This window comes from Epibacterium sp. ABV4_022 (assembly GCF_056159345.1).
Genome location: NZ_JBSWVA010000001.1, coordinates 1,583,780 through 1,597,412 on the forward strand (window position 1 = coordinate 1,583,780; position 13,633 = coordinate 1,597,412).

Genomic DNA, 13,633 nt, shown 5'->3' on the forward strand with positions numbered 1-13,633 from the left:
ACCGGGAGGAGCAAAACCCATGAAAGACCGCGTCGAGATCTTTGAGGTGGGCCCACGCGACGGGCTGCAGAATGAAAAGCGCGACATCCCCGTCGCCGACAAGGTGGCGCTGGTGGATTGCCTCAGCCGCGCAGGCTTTTCCCGGATCGAGGTGGCAAGCTTCGTGTCTCCGAAATGGGTGCCGCAGATGGCCGGTAGCGCCGAGGTGCTGGCCGGGATCACCAAGGCCAAAGGCGTGCGCTATGCGGCGCTCACCCCGAATATGCGGGGCTATGAGGACGCGCTGGCCGCGCGCGCCGATGAAATCGCCATCTTTGCCTCCGCATCCGAGGGGTTTTCGCAGGCCAATATCAATGCCTCGATTGCCGAGAGCATCGACCGGTTTGCACCCATTCTGGAGGCCGCGCGCCATATCGACCTGCCGGTGCGGGGGTATGTCTCCTGCGTGACCGACTGCCCCTATGATGGCGCTGTCGCCCCCGACAAAGTGGCCGAGGTCGCGGATCGGCTGTTCTCGATGGGCTGCTATGAGATCTCGCTGGGCGACACCATCGGCAAGGCGACGCCCGACAAGATCGCCAAGATGCTGATTGCGGTCAAAGACGCCGTGCCAGTGACGCGGCTTGCCGGGCATTACCACGACACCGCAGGCCGGGCGGTGGACAATATCGACGCCTCGCTGGCGCTGGGCGTGCGGGTGTTTGATGCCGCTGTGGGCGGGCTTGGCGGCTGCCCCTATGCGCCGGGTACGGCGGGCAATGTCGCCACCGAGGTCGTGCACGACCACCTGACCCGGCTGGGCTATGACACTGGGCTGGATGGCGATGTCCTGCAGGAGGCCGCCGCCATGGCGCGCGCCCTGCGCCCCATTGCCGCCGATGCCTGATACTTCATCACAATAAGGACCCTTTGGCCATGTATGACACGCTAACGCTCACGCGCGATGATCGCGGCGTGGCGACCCTGACGCTCAACCGTCCCGAAAAGCACAACGCCATGTCGGGGCAGATGCTGCAGGAATTGCAGGATGCAGCGCGCGCGCTGGCTGCGGATCGAAGCGTGCGTGTGGTGGTCCTCACCGGCGCGGGCAAGAGCTTCTGCGCCGGGGGCGATCTGGCGTGGATGCAGGCGCAGATGGATGCGGATGCCGAGACCCGCGCCCGCGAGGCGCGGATGCTGGCGGACATGCTGAACCTTCTGAACACCTTGCCGCAGCCCTTGATCGGGCGGCTACAGGGCAACGCGTTTGGCGGTGGCGTGGGCATGGCCTCGGTCTGTGATGTGGCGATCGGCGTCGACAGCCTCAGGATGGGGCTGACCGAGACCCGCCTTGGCCTGATCCCAGCCACCATCGGCCCCTATGTCATCGCCCGCATGGGCGAGGCGCGCGCGCGGCGCGTGTTCATGTCGGCGCGGCTCTTTGACGCGTCGGAAGCGGTGGAGCTGGGGCTTCTGGCCCGGGTGGTTCCAGCCGACTCACTCGACGCCGCGGTCGAGGCAGAAGTGGTGCCATACCTGGATTGTGCACCGGGCGCGGTCGCTGACGCCAAGGCACTGGCGCGCGCCCTAGGCCCGCAGATCGATAAATCCGTGATTGATTTTACCATTTCGGCCCTTGTGGACCGCTGGGAAAGCCCCGAGGCCGTGGACGGCATCAACGCGTTTTTTGAAAAACGCGCCCCCGCCTGGCGTAGCAAATAAGGGGTTTCCCGCCGCTGTGGCCGGGCCGGTCCGCACCATCTTGTCGCGCGCTAAATTCCGACAAAAACCATCAGTTTTTGAGGCGTTGTTGCGTGTCTGCCGGTCTGGTCGAGAAAGCTTTTCACATTAACTACCCCTTGGTTGACGGTGTAGGGGGACGGGAGTAGTAACGGCCCAAGTCAACACGCCAATTGACGGTGCACGAGCAGATCTTGCCGTGTGCGCGGAAAGGAGCCACTCGTGGAAGAGATGTTGCGGGAATACCTGCCCATTCTGGTGTTTTTGGCCGTCGCCATCGGCCTTGGTCTCGTGCTTATTCTTGCTGCCGTTGTTGTTGCGGTGCGCAATCCCGACCCGGAAAAAGTCAGCGCCTATGAGTGCGGTTTCAACGCATTCGATGACGCCCGCATGAAATTCGACGTGCGCTTTTATCTGGTCTCGATCCTGTTCATCATCTTCGATCTGGAGATTGCCTTCCTGTTTCCCTGGGCCGTCGGCTTTAAGGACATCAGCGATACCGGCTTCTGGTCGATGATGGTGTTCCTGGGCGTGCTGACGATCGGCTTTGCCTACGAATGGAAGAAAGGGGCTCTGGAATGGGAGTGACAGCTGGCGCGAACACCGCAGGTGTCGACAAGGAAGTGGTCACCCAGGCCCTCAATGCGGAACTGCAGGACAAGGGGTTTCTGCTGACCTCGGCCGAGGACATCATCAACTGGGCGCGCACTGGATCGCTGCACTGGATGACCTTTGGTCTGGCCTGCTGCGCGGTGGAGATGATGCATACATCCATGCCGCGCTATGACGCCGAACGCTTCGGGATCGCACCGCGTGCCTCCCCGCGTCAATCGGATGTGATGATCGTTGCGGGCACCCTCACCAACAAAATGGCCCCGGCACTGCGCAAGGTCTACGACCAGATGCCAGAGCCGCGCTATGTGATCTCGATGGGGTCCTGCGCCAATGGCGGTGGCTATTATCACTACAGCTATTCCGTTGTGCGCGGTTGTGACCGGATCGTGCCGGTCGACATCTACGTGCCCGGCTGCCCGCCCACCGCAGAGGCGCTGCTTTATGGGCTGATGCAACTGCAGCGCAAGATCCGCCGCACCGGCACCCTTGTGCGCTAAGGGCAGGAGACACAGATGATTGAAGCATTGCAAGACCTTGGCCATCAGATCGAAGCCAAGCGCCCCGATTGCGTGTTGTCCTGGGACATCGCGCATGGCGAGCTGAATATCGACGTGAAACCGGCCAATATCGCAGGTCTTGTGGAGTTCCTGCGCGTGGACAGCGCCTGCCGGTTCTCCACCCTGGTTGACATCACCGCCGTGGACTACCCCGAGCGCACCAAGCGCTTTGACGTGGTGTATCACCTGCTGTCGATGTACCAGAACCACCGCATCCGCCTGCGGGTTGCGGTGCGCGAAGAGGACATGGTGCCCTCCATCGTGGATGTGCACCCCTCCGCCAACTGGTTCGAGCGCGAAGTCTTTGACATGTTCGGCATCCTGTTTACGGGCCACCCGGACCTGCGCCGCCTGCTGACGGACTACGGCTTTCGCGGCCACCCGCTGCGCAAGGATTTCCCGACCACCGGCTACACCGAAGTGCGCTATGACGAGGCGCAAAAGCGCGTAGTCTACGAGCCGGTGAAGCTGGTTCAGGAATATCGCCAGTTTGACTTCATGAGCCCATGGGAGGGTGCCGACTACATCCTGCCCGGTGACGAGAAAGAGGGGGCGAAATGATGGACGGCTCCAAAGGTTTCGACGACGCCCAGACGGGCGAGCAGAAGATCCGTAACTTCAACATCAACTTCGGCCCGCAACACCCGGCGGCCCACGGCGTTTTGCGTCTGGTGCTGGAACTCGATGGCGAGATCGTGGAACGCTGCGATCCGCATATCGGCCTGTTGCACCGTGGCACAGAAAAGCTGATGGAGAGCCGCACCTACCTGCAGAACCTGCCGTATTTCGACCGCCTCGATTATGTGGCGCCGATGAACCAGGAGCATGCATGGTGTCTGGCGATCGAGAAACTCACCGGGGTTGAGGTGCCGCGCCGCGCGCAGCTCATTCGGGTGCTTTATTCGGAAATCGGCCGCATCCTCAATCACCTGCTGAACGTCACTACGCAGGCGATGGACGTGGGCGCGCTGACGCCGCCGCTCTGGGGCTTTGAAGAGCGCGAAAAGCTGATGATCTTCTACGAGCGGGCCTGTGGGGCACGTCTGCACGCGGCCTACTTACGCCCCGGTGGTGTGCATCAGGACCTGCCGGATGAATTGCTCGACGATATCGAGGAATGGGCGATCGAGTTCCCCGCCGTGATGGACGACATCGACGGGCTTCTGACCGAGAACCGCATCTTCAAGCAGCGCAACTGCGACATCGGCGTCGTCACCGAGGAAGAGATCCAGCAATACGGCTTCTCCGGCGTCATGGTGCGGGGCTCCGGTCTGGCCTGGGATCTGCGCCGTGCGCAGCCCTATGAATGCTACGACGAGTTCGACTTTCAGATCCCGGTGGGCAAGAACGGCGACTGCTACGACCGCTACCTTGTCCGGATGGAAGAGATGCGCCAGTCGCTGTCGATCATCCGTCAGGCGATCCACAAGCTGCGCGAGGCCACCGGCGACGTGATGGCGCGCGGCAAGATCAGCCCGCCCAAGCGCACCGACATGAAAACCTCGATGGAGAGCCTGATCCACCACTTCAAGCTCTATACCGAAGGCTTCCACGTCCCCGAGGGCGAGGTCTACGCCGCGGTCGAGGCGCCCAAGGGCGAATTCGGGGTCTATCTGGTGGCGGATGGCACCAACAAACCCTACCGCGCCAAGCTGCGCGCGCCGGGCTTCCTGCATTTGCAGGCGATGGATCACGTCGCCAAGGGCCACCAGCTCGCCGACGTCGCGGCCATCATCGGCACCATGGACATCGTTTTTGGAGAGATTGACCGCTAATGCTCCGTCGTCTGCATTCCGAACAACCCGATAGTTTTGCCTTCACCCCGGCCAACCAGGCCTGGGCAGAGGCGCAAATGACCAAATACCCCGAGGGCCGTCAGGCCTCGGCGGTGATCCCGATCCTGTGGCGCGCGCAGGAACAAGAAGGCTGGATCACCAAACCGGCGATCGAATATGTCGCCGATATGCTCGGTATGGCCTATATCCGCGTGCTGGAGGTGGCCTCCTTCTACTTTATGTTCCAGCTGCAACCCACAGGTTCTGTTGCGCATATTCAGGTTTGCGGCACCACGTCCTGCATGATCTGCGGCGCTGAGGATCTGATTGCGGTCTGCAAGGACAAGATCGCCGCAAAGCCGCATACGCTGTCGGCGGATGGCAAATTTTCCTGGGAAGAGGTGGAATGCCTCGGGTCCTGCACCAATGCGCCGATGGCGCAGATCGGCAAGGATTACTACGAGGATCTGACCGCCGCGAGCTTTACCAAGCTGATCGACGATCTGGCTGCGGGCAAAGCTGTTGTGCCCGGTCCGCAAAATGGCCGTTACGCGGCAGAGCCAAAATCCGGTCTCACCTCGCTCAAGGACTATGAGGCGGACAAGCCGCAGTATAACGCGTCTGCCGCGCTGGCGACCGAGCTTGGCGATGGTGTGAAGCGCATTCAGGGCGATGAAGTACCGCTGCTGACCCCTTGGGTCGGCAAAGATGGCGTGGTTGCGGGGCGTGCTGCGGCAGAGCCCACTCCGGCAGCACCGGAGCGTCCGAAACCCGCCGCCAAGCAGGCGGAAGCGGCCAAGGCAGAGGCGCCCTCCAAACCTCCGGCCAAGAAATCCGACGCCGCCACCCCGGCACAGCCCGAGGCCGCCGCCGCAAAGGTGACAGAGCCGAAGACAGAGCCCAAGGCGGATGCGGCAGATGCGGTCGAGGAAAAAGAGCCCGAGACGCTGACCGCGGCGCGCGAGGGCGGGGCGGACGACCTCAAACTCCTCAAAGGGGTGGGGCCGAAGCTTGAACAGACGCTGAATGAACTGGGCTTTTTCCACTTTGACCAGATCGCCAAATGGACCGAGGCCGAGGTGGCCTGGGTGGATGCGCGCCTGAAGTTCAAAGGCCGCATCGAACGGGACGGCTGGATCGACCAATCCAAGAAACTGGCAGCCGGTGAAGAGACCGAGTTTGCCAAATCGGCCAAGACAGACGGCCGTTACAAAGACAAATCATAATCGCAGATCGCGGCCATGGGCCGTGCGCTGTGGTCAAGGATGACTGGACCCGATGACGAAGGACGCACAGGATAAGGCCATTGCAGCCAAGGGGCGGCACATCTCGCTGGTGATCGCCGGCACGATGGTGGCTTGGCTGGTCCTGTCGCTTCTGATCGGTCCCGCGATCGGCCTGCCGGGCCGCTATGCGCTGCTGTTCGATTTCGCCGCTCTGGCGGCGATGATCTATGCGGGCGTCAACATCATTCAACTCTGGCGCATGCGTCAGAACAGTCAAAGGTAGGCACACATGCTGAAGGATCAGGACCGGATCTTTACCAACCTTTACGGGATGCACGAACGCACGTTGGCGGGCGCACAAAAGCGTGGCCATTGGGACGGTACGGCGGGCCTCATTGAAAAAGGGCGCGACTGGATCATCCAGACCATGAAGGATTCCGGTCTGCGCGGGCGCGGCGGTGCGGGCTTCCCCACCGGCCTCAAATGGTCCTTCATGCCCAAGGAAAGCGACGGACGTCCGGCCTATCTTGTGATAAACGCCGATGAGTCCGAGCCTGGCACCTGTAAAGACCGCGAAATCATGCGCCACGATCCGCACACGCTGATCGAGGGCGCGCTGATCGCTTCCTTCGCGATGAACGCGCACACCTGCTACATCTATCTGCGCGGCGAATATATCCGCGAGCGCGAGGCGCTGCAGGCGGCGATTGACGAATGCTACGACAAGGGTCTGTTGGGCAAAAACGCCGCAGGCTCCGGCTGGGATTTCGACGTCTTCCTGCACCACGGGGCAGGGGCCTACATCTGCGGCGAGGAAACCGCCCTGATCGAGAGCCTTGAGGGCAAAAAAGGCATGCCGCGCATGAAGCCGCCGTTCCCGGCAGGCGCGGGGCTTTATGGCTGCCCGACTACCGTGAACAACGTGGAATCCATCGCTGTTGTGCCGACCATCCTGCGGCGCGGGGCGGAGTGGTTTGCGGGCTTTGGCCGTCAGAACAACGCGGGCACCAAGCTCTTTGCGATCTCCGGTCACGTCAACAACCCCTGCGTCGTCGAGGAAGCGATGAGCATTTCCTTTGAGGAACTCATCGAAAAACATTGCGGTGGCATTCGTGGCGGCTGGGACAACCTTCTGGCGGTGATCCCCGGCGGCTCTTCCGTCCCTTGCGTGCGCGGCGAGAAGATGCGCGACGCGATCATGGATTTTGATTACCTGCGCGGCGAGCTGGGCTCCGGCCTTGGCACCGCGGCGGTGATCGTGATGGACAAACAGACCGACATCATTAAGGCGATCTGGCGGCTGTCCAAATTCTACAAACACGAGAGCTGCGGCCAGTGTACCCCGTGCCGTGAGGGCACCGGCTGGATGATGCGCGTCATGGATCGTCTGGTCCGGGGCGAAGCAGAACTCGAAGAAATTGACATGCTCTGGGATGTCACAAAACAAGTTGAAGGCCACACCATCTGTGCATTGGGTGATGCAGCTGCTTGGCCCATTCAGGGTCTCATTCGCAACTTCCGCGAAGAAATCGAAGACCGCATCAAGGCTCAGAAAACGGGTCGCGTCGGCGTGATGGCAGCGGAATAACCTGAAGAGATGATAATGACCTCACGTTTTACTTTAACGCTGATATTGGCGGCCTCGGTCGGGCTTGCGGCCTGTGGCGGCAAAACCCGCGAGGACAAGCGCATGCGGTTCGACGGCATCGCGTTCCGCACAAGCGTCAAAGCGATCAACAAAAAAGAGACCCTCGCGAATTTCCGCGTCGAGGTGCGTGATGCGCTGCGATCCCAGCGTGGTGCGCTGGCGGCTGCCGATCACGAGGCGAAACGCTACTGTATCGAAAACTACGGCACCTCGCGGTTTGATTGGACCAACATCGCGCTGGACACTGAGGGCAACTACAAGATCCAGCTCGACAAGAGCGATGCGATCTACACGGGAAGCTGCGAGTCTTGATGCACAGATCGGCATATCATGGCCGGTTCGGCGGGGCGTTATTGAATAACAGCGCGTCTCACTCCTGTGGTTCTGTCAGAACCACAAAGGAGTCTGACATGTCTGAATCAATTACCATTTCCCCGGCACGCACCGCCGTGATGGCTACCTCTCTGGCGGCTCTGGCGGCCTTGCTTCTGGCCTTTGGTGCCAGCGCGGGCGAGGCCCGGCCGTCATTGCGCGATGTGCAGGAAATCGAGGATCCGCTGTTTGCCGTCGCCGTGGCCAGCGAAGTGGCCGATCAATGTGATCGCCTTGCGCCGCGCACGCTTAAAGGGCTCAACCAGCTCTATCAGATCCGCAGCCGCGCCAATGCGCTTGGCTACAGCGACGCGGAAATCAAGTCCTACATCAAGTCGGACCAGGAAAAATCCCGGATGCGCGCCAAGGGCGAGCGCCTGCTGCGGCAGGAAGGGGTCAACCTGGACCAGCCAGAAACATTCTGCGCCTACGGGCTGGCGGAAATCGAGAAAAACAGCGCGATCGGCGTGTTACTGAGGGCGAAATAGACCATGTCTGACCTCCGCAAGATCAACATTGACGGAACCGAGATCGAAGTCGACGGGGCGATGACCCTGATCCAGGCCTGCGAGCAGGCCGGGATCGAGATCCCGCGCTTCTGCTACCACGAGCGTCTCTCGATTGCGGGCAACTGTCGTATGTGCCTTGTGGAGGTCGTCGGCGGCCCGCCCAAGCCTGCTGCCTCCTGCGCGATGCAGGTGCGCGATCTGCGTCCCGGTCCCGAGGGCCAGGCGCCGCAGGTTAAGACCAATTCACCGATGGTGAAAAAGGCGCGCGAAGGGGTGATGGAGTTCCTCCTGATCAACCACCCGCTCGATTGCCCGATCTGCGATCAGGGCGGCGAATGCGACCTGCAGGATCAGGCGATGGCCTACGGCGTTGATTTCTCGCGCTTCCGCGAGCCCAAGCGCGCCGTGGACGATCTGAACCTCGGCCCGCTTGTGGGCACCGCAATGACCCGCTGCATTTCCTGCACCCGCTGCGTGCGCTTCACCACCGAGGTCGCAGGCATTTCCCAGATGGGCCAGACCGGTCGCGGCGAGGATGCGGAGATCACCTCCTATCTGAACGAGACGCTGGATTCGAACCTTCAGGGCAACATCATTGACCTGTGCCCAGTCGGCGCGCTGACCTCGAAACCCTATGCGTTTACCGCGCGTCCGTGGGAACTCACCAAGACCGAGACCATCGACGTGATGGACGCGCTGGGATCGAACATCCGCGTGGACACCAAGGGGCGCGAAGTGATGCGCATTTTGCCGCGCAACCATGATGGCGTGAACGAAGAATGGATCTCCGACAAGACCCGTTTTGTCTGGGACGGCCTGCGCCGCCAACGTCTGGACCGCCCCTATGTGCGCGTCGACGGCAAGCTGAAGCCCGCCACATGGCCCGAGGCGCTAGAGGCTGTCGCCACCGCGATGAAGGGCAAGAAAGTCGCAGGTCTGATCGGTGATCTGGTCCCGGTCGAGGCGGCCTATGCGCTGAAGAACCTGATCGAGAGCCTTGAGGGTAAGGTCGAATGCCGCACCGATAATGCGCGTCTGCCCATCGGCAACCGCGCGGGCTATGTCGGCACCGCCACCATCGAGGATATCGACACCGCCAAGGACATCATCCTGATTGGCACCAACCCGCGCGACGAGGCGCCGGTCCTGAACGCCCGCATCCGCAAGGCGTGGCTCAAGGGGGCCAATGTGAAACTGGTCGGCCCGGCCGCAGATCTGACCTATGATCACGATCATGTGGGAACGGATCGCGCCGCGCTTGACGGGCTGACAGCACCGGAAGATGCGATCGTCATCGTGGGGCAGGGTGCTCTGCGCGAAGCCGATGGTCTCGCGGTGCTGGCCAAGGCGCAATCTCTGGGTAAGCTGCTGGTCCTGCACAGCGCCGCCGCACGTGTGGGCGCCATGGACATCGGGGCCGTCACCGAAGGGGGCATGGCCGCCGCCATCGACGGGGCCGAGGTGATCTATAACCTCGGGGCCGATGAGGTCGAAATCGATGCAGGTGCATTTGTGATCTATCAGGGCAGCCACGGCGACCGTGGCGCGCATCGCGCCGACGTGATCCTGCCCGGTGCGGCCTATACCGAGGAAAACGGCCTGTTCGTGAACACCGAAGGCCGTCCGCAGCTTGCCATGCGCGCGGGTTTTGCTCCGGGCGAGGCCAAGGAAAACTGGGCCATCCTGCGGGCGCTTTCCGCAGAGCTGGACGCCAAACTGCCCTATGACAGCCTCGCGCAACTGCGCAAGGCGCTGATCAAGGACGTCCCGCATCTGGCCAAGGTGGATCGCGTTGTTGCCAATGAGGGCGAGGCGCTGCCGGTTGAAAAACTCGGCAAGGCGGATTTCCTGCCTGCGATCAAAGACTTCTACCTGACCAACCCGATTGCGCGCGCATCGCAGCTGATGGCGGAGCTCTCCGCCCAGGCCAAGGCGCGGCGCGACACGGCGATTGCGGCAGAGTGATCCGGGCGGCGCTCATATCGCTCGCGGGGCTTGCCCTCATGGCCTGCACGGATGTGTCGGGCGATGAGGTGAGCCGCGCCGCGCCCGATTATCTGGGCGTGGACACCAGCCTCCTCGATGGGGATCTGGTGCAATTCCATGTCACCATGGATCGGGTCGGGGCGCTTGAGGATCTGAACGACTATGCCGATTGCGCGGCAGCACAATATGCGCTGATCCGGGGATACGGCTTTGCGCGTCATGTGCGCACAAAAACGAAACAAGAGGCTGGTATTTGGAAGGCCGATGCGGTCTACACCATCTCGCCAGCCTTACCGCGCGGTTTGCGCACCCTCGACGCCGAAGTCGTGGTGCAGGACTGCAAGGCAAACGGAATACCTACGGTGTGAGGACCCATGGCTGAATTCTTTAACACCCCAGGCGGCATTGCTGTCATCATCCTGGCGCAGACCCTGGCGGTTGTCGCCTTTGTGATGATCTCGCTTCTGTTCCTTGTCTACGGCGACCGCAAAATCTGGGCGGCTGTCCAGATGCGGCGCGGTCCCAACGTGGTGGGCGTCTATGGCCTGTTGCAGACCGTCGCGGATGCGCTGAAATACGTGGTCAAGGAGGTGGTCATCCCGGCCGGCTCTGACCGGACCGTGTTTATCATGGCGCCGCTCACCTCCTTTGTGTTGGCGATGATCGCCTGGGCTGTGATCCCGTTCAACGACACATGGGTGCTATCGGACATCAATGTCGCCATCCTCTATGTGTTCGCGGTCTCCTCGCTTGAGGTCTACGGCGTCATCATGGGCGGCTGGGCGTCGAACTCCAAATACCCGTTCCTTGGCTCCTTGCGCTCTGCGGCGCAGATGATCTCCTACGAGGTCTCCATCGGCCTCATCATCATTGGTGTGATCCTGTCGACGGGCTCCATGAACTTTGGCGACATCGTGCGGGCACAGGACGGCAATGCTGGCCTGTTCAACTGGTACTGGCTGCCGCATTTCCCGATGGTGTTCCTGTTCTTCATTTCCTGCCTTGCGGAAACCAACCGCCCACCGTTCGACCTTCCCGAAGCGGAATCGGAACTGGTGGCGGGCTATCAGGTGGAATACTCCTCGACGCCGTTCCTGTTGTTCATGGCCGGTGAATATATCGCCATCTTCCTGATGTGCGCGCTCACCTCGCTGTTGTTCTTTGGTGGCTGGCTGTCGCCGGTGCCGTTCCTGCCGGACAGCCCGCTGTGGATGATCGCAAAGATGGCGTTCTTCTTCTTCCTCTTCGCCATGGTCAAAGCCATCACCCCGCGTTACCGCTACGACCAGCTGATGCGTCTGGGCTGGAAAGTCTTCCTGCCGTTCAGCCTGGTCTGGGTGGTCTTCGTGGCCTTTGCCGCACGTTTCGATTGGTTCTGGGGGGCGTTCGCCCGCTGGAGCACAGGAGGCTGATATGACCCAGATCGATTACACCCGCGCCGCCAAATACTTCCTGCTGCAAGACGTGTGGCAGGGGTTCAAACTGGGGCTGAAGTATTTCTTCGCCCCCAAGGCGACCCTGAACTACCCGCATGAAAAAGGCCCGCTCAGCCCGCGTTTTCGCGGCGAGCACGCGCTGCGTCGCTACCCCAACGGCGAGGAACGCTGCATTGCCTGCAAACTCTGCGAGGCGATCTGCCCGGCGCAGGCCATCACCATTGATGCCGAACCGCGCGAGGACGGCAGCCGCCGCACCACGCGCTACGACATCGACATGACCAAATGCATCTACTGCGGTTTCTGTCAGGAAGCCTGCCCGGTGGACGCCATTGTCGAGGGGCCGAATTTTGAATTCGCCACCGAGACCCGCGAGGAGCTGTTCTACGACAAGGACAAGCTTCTGGCCAATGGCGAGCGCTGGGAAGCCGAGATTGCCCGCAACCTTGAGCTGGACGCGCCGTACAGATGAGTGAGACGCCAAAAAACCCTTTCGAGGCCATGATGGCCCAGGCGCAGGAGATGGCCAAGGCCCTCAATCCTGCGCTTGAGAGTTTCTCTCCCAAAGGGTTTGAGGCGCTCTGGCCCACCATGCCCAAAGAGGTCATGGAGATGATGTTCGGCAACACCGTCAACAAGGACGGGCTTGATGCCAAAACCCGGCTGCTGCTGACGCTGGCGGGGTTGACCATGCAGGGCGCGCAGGCCGATACGGCCGTGCGTCAGACCGTGCGCCACGCTCTTGCGGCGGGCGCGAAGAAACAAGAGATCGTTGAAACGATCGGACAGATGTCGGTCTTTGCCGGCATTCCGGCCATGACCCGCGCAATGGATTTGGCGCAGGAGGTCATGGACGACAAAGGGGACGATGAGACATGAGCGTGTTTGCCTTTTACCTCTTCGCCATCAGCGCCATCACCGGCGGGCTGTTCACTGTGATCAGCCGTCAGCCGGTGCATTCGGTGCTGTGGCTGATCCTGGCGTTTATTTCCTCGGCCGGGCTGTTTGTGCTGCTGGGGGCGGAATTTGTCGCCATGCTGCTGGTGATCGTCTACGTGGGCGCGGTCGCGGTGCTGTTCCTCTTTGTGGTGATGATGCTCGACGTGGACTTTGCCGAGCTCAAGGCCGAAATGGCCCGCTACATGCCGCTGGCGCTGCTGATCGGGCTGGTGATCCTGATGCAATTTGTGATCGCCTATGGTTCGTGGGAGAGTGCGCATGACGTGGCGCAGAACCTGAGCCAGCCGATCCCTGTTGATCGGCACAACACCGAGGCGCTTGGCCTCATTATCTACGACCAATATTTCCTTCAGTTCCAGCTTGCGGGTCTGATCCTTCTGGTGGCCATGATCGGTGCCATCGTTCTGACCCTGCGCCACCGCCAGGATGTGAAGCGTCAGGACGTGCTCGCCCAGATGTATCGCGACCCGGCCAAGGCAATGGAGCTCAAGGACATCAAACCGGGGCAGGGGCTTTGATCGATGATCGGACTTGAACATTATCTCACCGTCGCGGCGACGCTGTTCGTTATCGGCATTTTCGGGCTCTTCCTGAACCGCAAGAACGTGATCATCCTCTTGATGAGCATCGAACTCATGCTGCTGGCCGTGAACATCAACCTCGTCGCCTTCTCGTCGTTCCTTGGCGATCTGGTGGGGCAGGTGTTCACGCTGTTCGTGCTGACCGTCGCCGCCGCTGAGGCCGCGATTGGCCTTGCGATCCTCGTCTGCTTCTTCCGGAACCGCGGCACCATCGCTGTCGAAGACATCAACGTGATGAAGGGCTGAGCT

Annotated in this window: 18 protein-coding genes; all 18 read left to right on the top strand. The window is 61.4% G+C overall.

Going from position 1 to position 13,633, the window contains the following annotated elements; genetic code table 11:
* The first annotated feature begins 19 nt into the window (after positions 1-19).
* The 18 genes from ACXAF5_RS07490 (at position 20) to nuoK (ending at position 13,630) form a co-directional block, all read left to right on the top strand.
* Positions 20-886: a hydroxymethylglutaryl-CoA lyase gene (locus tag ACXAF5_RS07490; protein WP_474946129.1), complete on the top strand. Its 867-nt coding sequence runs from the start codon at positions 20-22 to the stop codon at positions 884-886.
* 29 nt (positions 887-915) lie between these two features.
* Positions 916-1,701 (top strand): crotonase/enoyl-CoA hydratase family protein, encoded by a 786-nt coding sequence (locus ACXAF5_RS07495; protein ID WP_474946130.1) that lies wholly within the window; start codon positions 916-918, stop codon positions 1,699-1,701.
* Between the two features lie 240 nt (positions 1,702-1,941).
* Complete coding sequence (locus tag ACXAF5_RS07500; protein ID WP_005618552.1) at positions 1,942-2,307, top strand: NADH-quinone oxidoreductase subunit A; 366 nt, start codon at positions 1,942-1,944, stop codon at positions 2,305-2,307.
* The gene (locus ACXAF5_RS07505) at positions 2,298-2,831 is read left to right on the top strand and encodes a NuoB/complex I 20 kDa subunit family protein (RefSeq protein WP_474946131.1); all 534 of its coding nucleotides are present in this window, start codon (positions 2,298-2,300) and stop codon (positions 2,829-2,831) included. Before ACXAF5_RS07500 ends, ACXAF5_RS07505 begins: the two co-directional genes overlap by 10 nt.
* Positions 2,832-2,846: 15 nt before the next feature.
* Positions 2,847-3,452, top strand: coding sequence for an NADH-quinone oxidoreductase subunit C (locus ACXAF5_RS07510; protein WP_005618556.1), 606 nt, complete (start codon positions 2,847-2,849; stop codon positions 3,450-3,452).
* Positions 3,452-4,666, top strand: a complete 1,215-nt coding sequence (locus ACXAF5_RS07515; protein WP_474947813.1) for an NADH-quinone oxidoreductase subunit D — start codon at positions 3,452-3,454, stop codon at positions 4,664-4,666. The genes ACXAF5_RS07510 and ACXAF5_RS07515 overlap by 1 nt, the downstream gene beginning before the upstream one ends.
* Complete coding sequence (locus tag ACXAF5_RS07520) at positions 4,666-5,892, top strand: NADH-quinone oxidoreductase subunit E (protein WP_474946132.1); 1,227 nt, start codon at positions 4,666-4,668, stop codon at positions 5,890-5,892. Before ACXAF5_RS07515 ends, ACXAF5_RS07520 begins: the two co-directional genes overlap by 1 nt.
* Before the next feature lie 52 nt (positions 5,893-5,944).
* Positions 5,945-6,175, top strand: a complete 231-nt coding sequence (locus tag ACXAF5_RS07525; protein ID WP_474946133.1) for a DUF5337 domain-containing protein — start codon at positions 5,945-5,947, stop codon at positions 6,173-6,175.
* A 6-nt stretch (positions 6,176-6,181) separates the two neighbouring features.
* Entirely contained in the window at positions 6,182-7,480 is a 1,299-nt protein-coding gene (nuoF, locus tag ACXAF5_RS07530; protein ID WP_005618566.1) for an NADH-quinone oxidoreductase subunit NuoF, read from the top strand.
* Between the two features lie 15 nt (positions 7,481-7,495).
* Positions 7,496-7,852: a hypothetical protein gene (locus ACXAF5_RS07535; RefSeq protein WP_009178962.1), complete on the top strand. Its 357-nt coding sequence runs from the start codon at positions 7,496-7,498 to the stop codon at positions 7,850-7,852.
* Between the two features lie 98 nt (positions 7,853-7,950).
* Positions 7,951-8,400, top strand: coding sequence for a DUF5333 domain-containing protein (locus ACXAF5_RS07540; RefSeq protein WP_474946134.1), 450 nt, complete (start codon positions 7,951-7,953; stop codon positions 8,398-8,400).
* A 3-nt stretch (positions 8,401-8,403) separates the two neighbouring features.
* On the top strand, positions 8,404-10,386 hold the full coding sequence (nuoG, locus tag ACXAF5_RS07545) for an NADH-quinone oxidoreductase subunit NuoG (RefSeq protein ID WP_474946135.1): 1,983 nt from the start codon (positions 8,404-8,406) through the stop codon (positions 10,384-10,386).
* On the top strand, positions 10,383-10,775 hold the full coding sequence (locus tag ACXAF5_RS07550) for a hypothetical protein (protein ID WP_005624612.1): 393 nt from the start codon (positions 10,383-10,385) through the stop codon (positions 10,773-10,775). The genes nuoG and ACXAF5_RS07550 overlap by 4 nt, the downstream gene beginning before the upstream one ends.
* Positions 10,776-10,781: 6 nt before the next feature.
* Entirely contained in the window at positions 10,782-11,819 is a 1,038-nt protein-coding gene (gene nuoH, locus ACXAF5_RS07555) for an NADH-quinone oxidoreductase subunit NuoH (protein WP_065330698.1), read from the top strand.
* 1 nt (position 11,820) lies between these two features.
* Positions 11,821-12,315: an NADH-quinone oxidoreductase subunit NuoI gene (nuoI, locus tag ACXAF5_RS07560; protein WP_005624618.1), complete on the top strand. Its 495-nt coding sequence runs from the start codon at positions 11,821-11,823 to the stop codon at positions 12,313-12,315.
* Positions 12,312-12,722 (top strand): carboxymuconolactone decarboxylase family protein, encoded by a 411-nt coding sequence (locus ACXAF5_RS07565; RefSeq protein ID WP_005624621.1) that lies wholly within the window; start codon positions 12,312-12,314, stop codon positions 12,720-12,722. The genes nuoI and ACXAF5_RS07565 overlap by 4 nt, the downstream gene beginning before the upstream one ends.
* Positions 12,719-13,321: an NADH-quinone oxidoreductase subunit J gene (locus ACXAF5_RS07570; protein WP_474946136.1), complete on the top strand. Its 603-nt coding sequence runs from the start codon at positions 12,719-12,721 to the stop codon at positions 13,319-13,321. Before ACXAF5_RS07565 ends, ACXAF5_RS07570 begins: the two co-directional genes overlap by 4 nt.
* A 3-nt stretch (positions 13,322-13,324) precedes the next feature.
* Entirely contained in the window at positions 13,325-13,630 is a 306-nt protein-coding gene (nuoK, locus tag ACXAF5_RS07575) for an NADH-quinone oxidoreductase subunit NuoK (RefSeq protein WP_005624625.1), read from the top strand.
* Positions 13,631-13,633: the final 3 nt, after the last annotated feature.

What these genes read in the sequence shown, in the direction of transcription:
- ACXAF5_RS07490 (WP_474946129.1), top strand. Translation starts at nt 20, where the DNA reads ATGAAAGACCGCGTCGAGATCTTTGAGGTGGGCCCACGCGACGGGCTG.
- ACXAF5_RS07495 (WP_474946130.1), top strand. Translation starts at nt 916, where the DNA reads ATGTATGACACGCTAACGCTCACGCGCGATGATCGCGGCGTGGCGACC.
- ACXAF5_RS07505 (WP_474946131.1), top strand. Translation starts at nt 2,298, where the DNA reads ATGGGAGTGACAGCTGGCGCGAACACCGCAGGTGTCGACAAGGAAGTG.
- ACXAF5_RS07510 (WP_005618556.1), top strand. Translation starts at nt 2,847, where the DNA reads ATGATTGAAGCATTGCAAGACCTTGGCCATCAGATCGAAGCCAAGCGC.
- ACXAF5_RS07515 (WP_474947813.1), top strand. Translation starts at nt 3,452, where the DNA reads ATGGACGGCTCCAAAGGTTTCGACGACGCCCAGACGGGCGAGCAGAAG.
- ACXAF5_RS07520 (WP_474946132.1), top strand. Translation starts at nt 4,666, where the DNA reads ATGCTCCGTCGTCTGCATTCCGAACAACCCGATAGTTTTGCCTTCACC.
- ACXAF5_RS07525 (WP_474946133.1), top strand. Translation starts at nt 5,945, where the DNA reads ATGACGAAGGACGCACAGGATAAGGCCATTGCAGCCAAGGGGCGGCAC.
- nuoF (WP_005618566.1), top strand. Translation starts at nt 6,182, where the DNA reads ATGCTGAAGGATCAGGACCGGATCTTTACCAACCTTTACGGGATGCAC.
- ACXAF5_RS07535 (WP_009178962.1), top strand. Translation starts at nt 7,496, where the DNA reads ATGACCTCACGTTTTACTTTAACGCTGATATTGGCGGCCTCGGTCGGG.
- ACXAF5_RS07540 (WP_474946134.1), top strand. Translation starts at nt 7,951, where the DNA reads ATGTCTGAATCAATTACCATTTCCCCGGCACGCACCGCCGTGATGGCT.
- nuoG (WP_474946135.1), top strand. Translation starts at nt 8,404, where the DNA reads ATGTCTGACCTCCGCAAGATCAACATTGACGGAACCGAGATCGAAGTC.
- nuoH (WP_065330698.1), top strand. Translation starts at nt 10,782, where the DNA reads ATGGCTGAATTCTTTAACACCCCAGGCGGCATTGCTGTCATCATCCTG.
- nuoI (WP_005624618.1), top strand. Translation starts at nt 11,821, where the DNA reads ATGACCCAGATCGATTACACCCGCGCCGCCAAATACTTCCTGCTGCAA.
- ACXAF5_RS07565 (WP_005624621.1), top strand. Translation starts at nt 12,312, where the DNA reads ATGAGTGAGACGCCAAAAAACCCTTTCGAGGCCATGATGGCCCAGGCG.
- ACXAF5_RS07570 (WP_474946136.1), top strand. Translation starts at nt 12,719, where the DNA reads ATGAGCGTGTTTGCCTTTTACCTCTTCGCCATCAGCGCCATCACCGGC.
- nuoK (WP_005624625.1), top strand. Translation starts at nt 13,325, where the DNA reads ATGATCGGACTTGAACATTATCTCACCGTCGCGGCGACGCTGTTCGTT.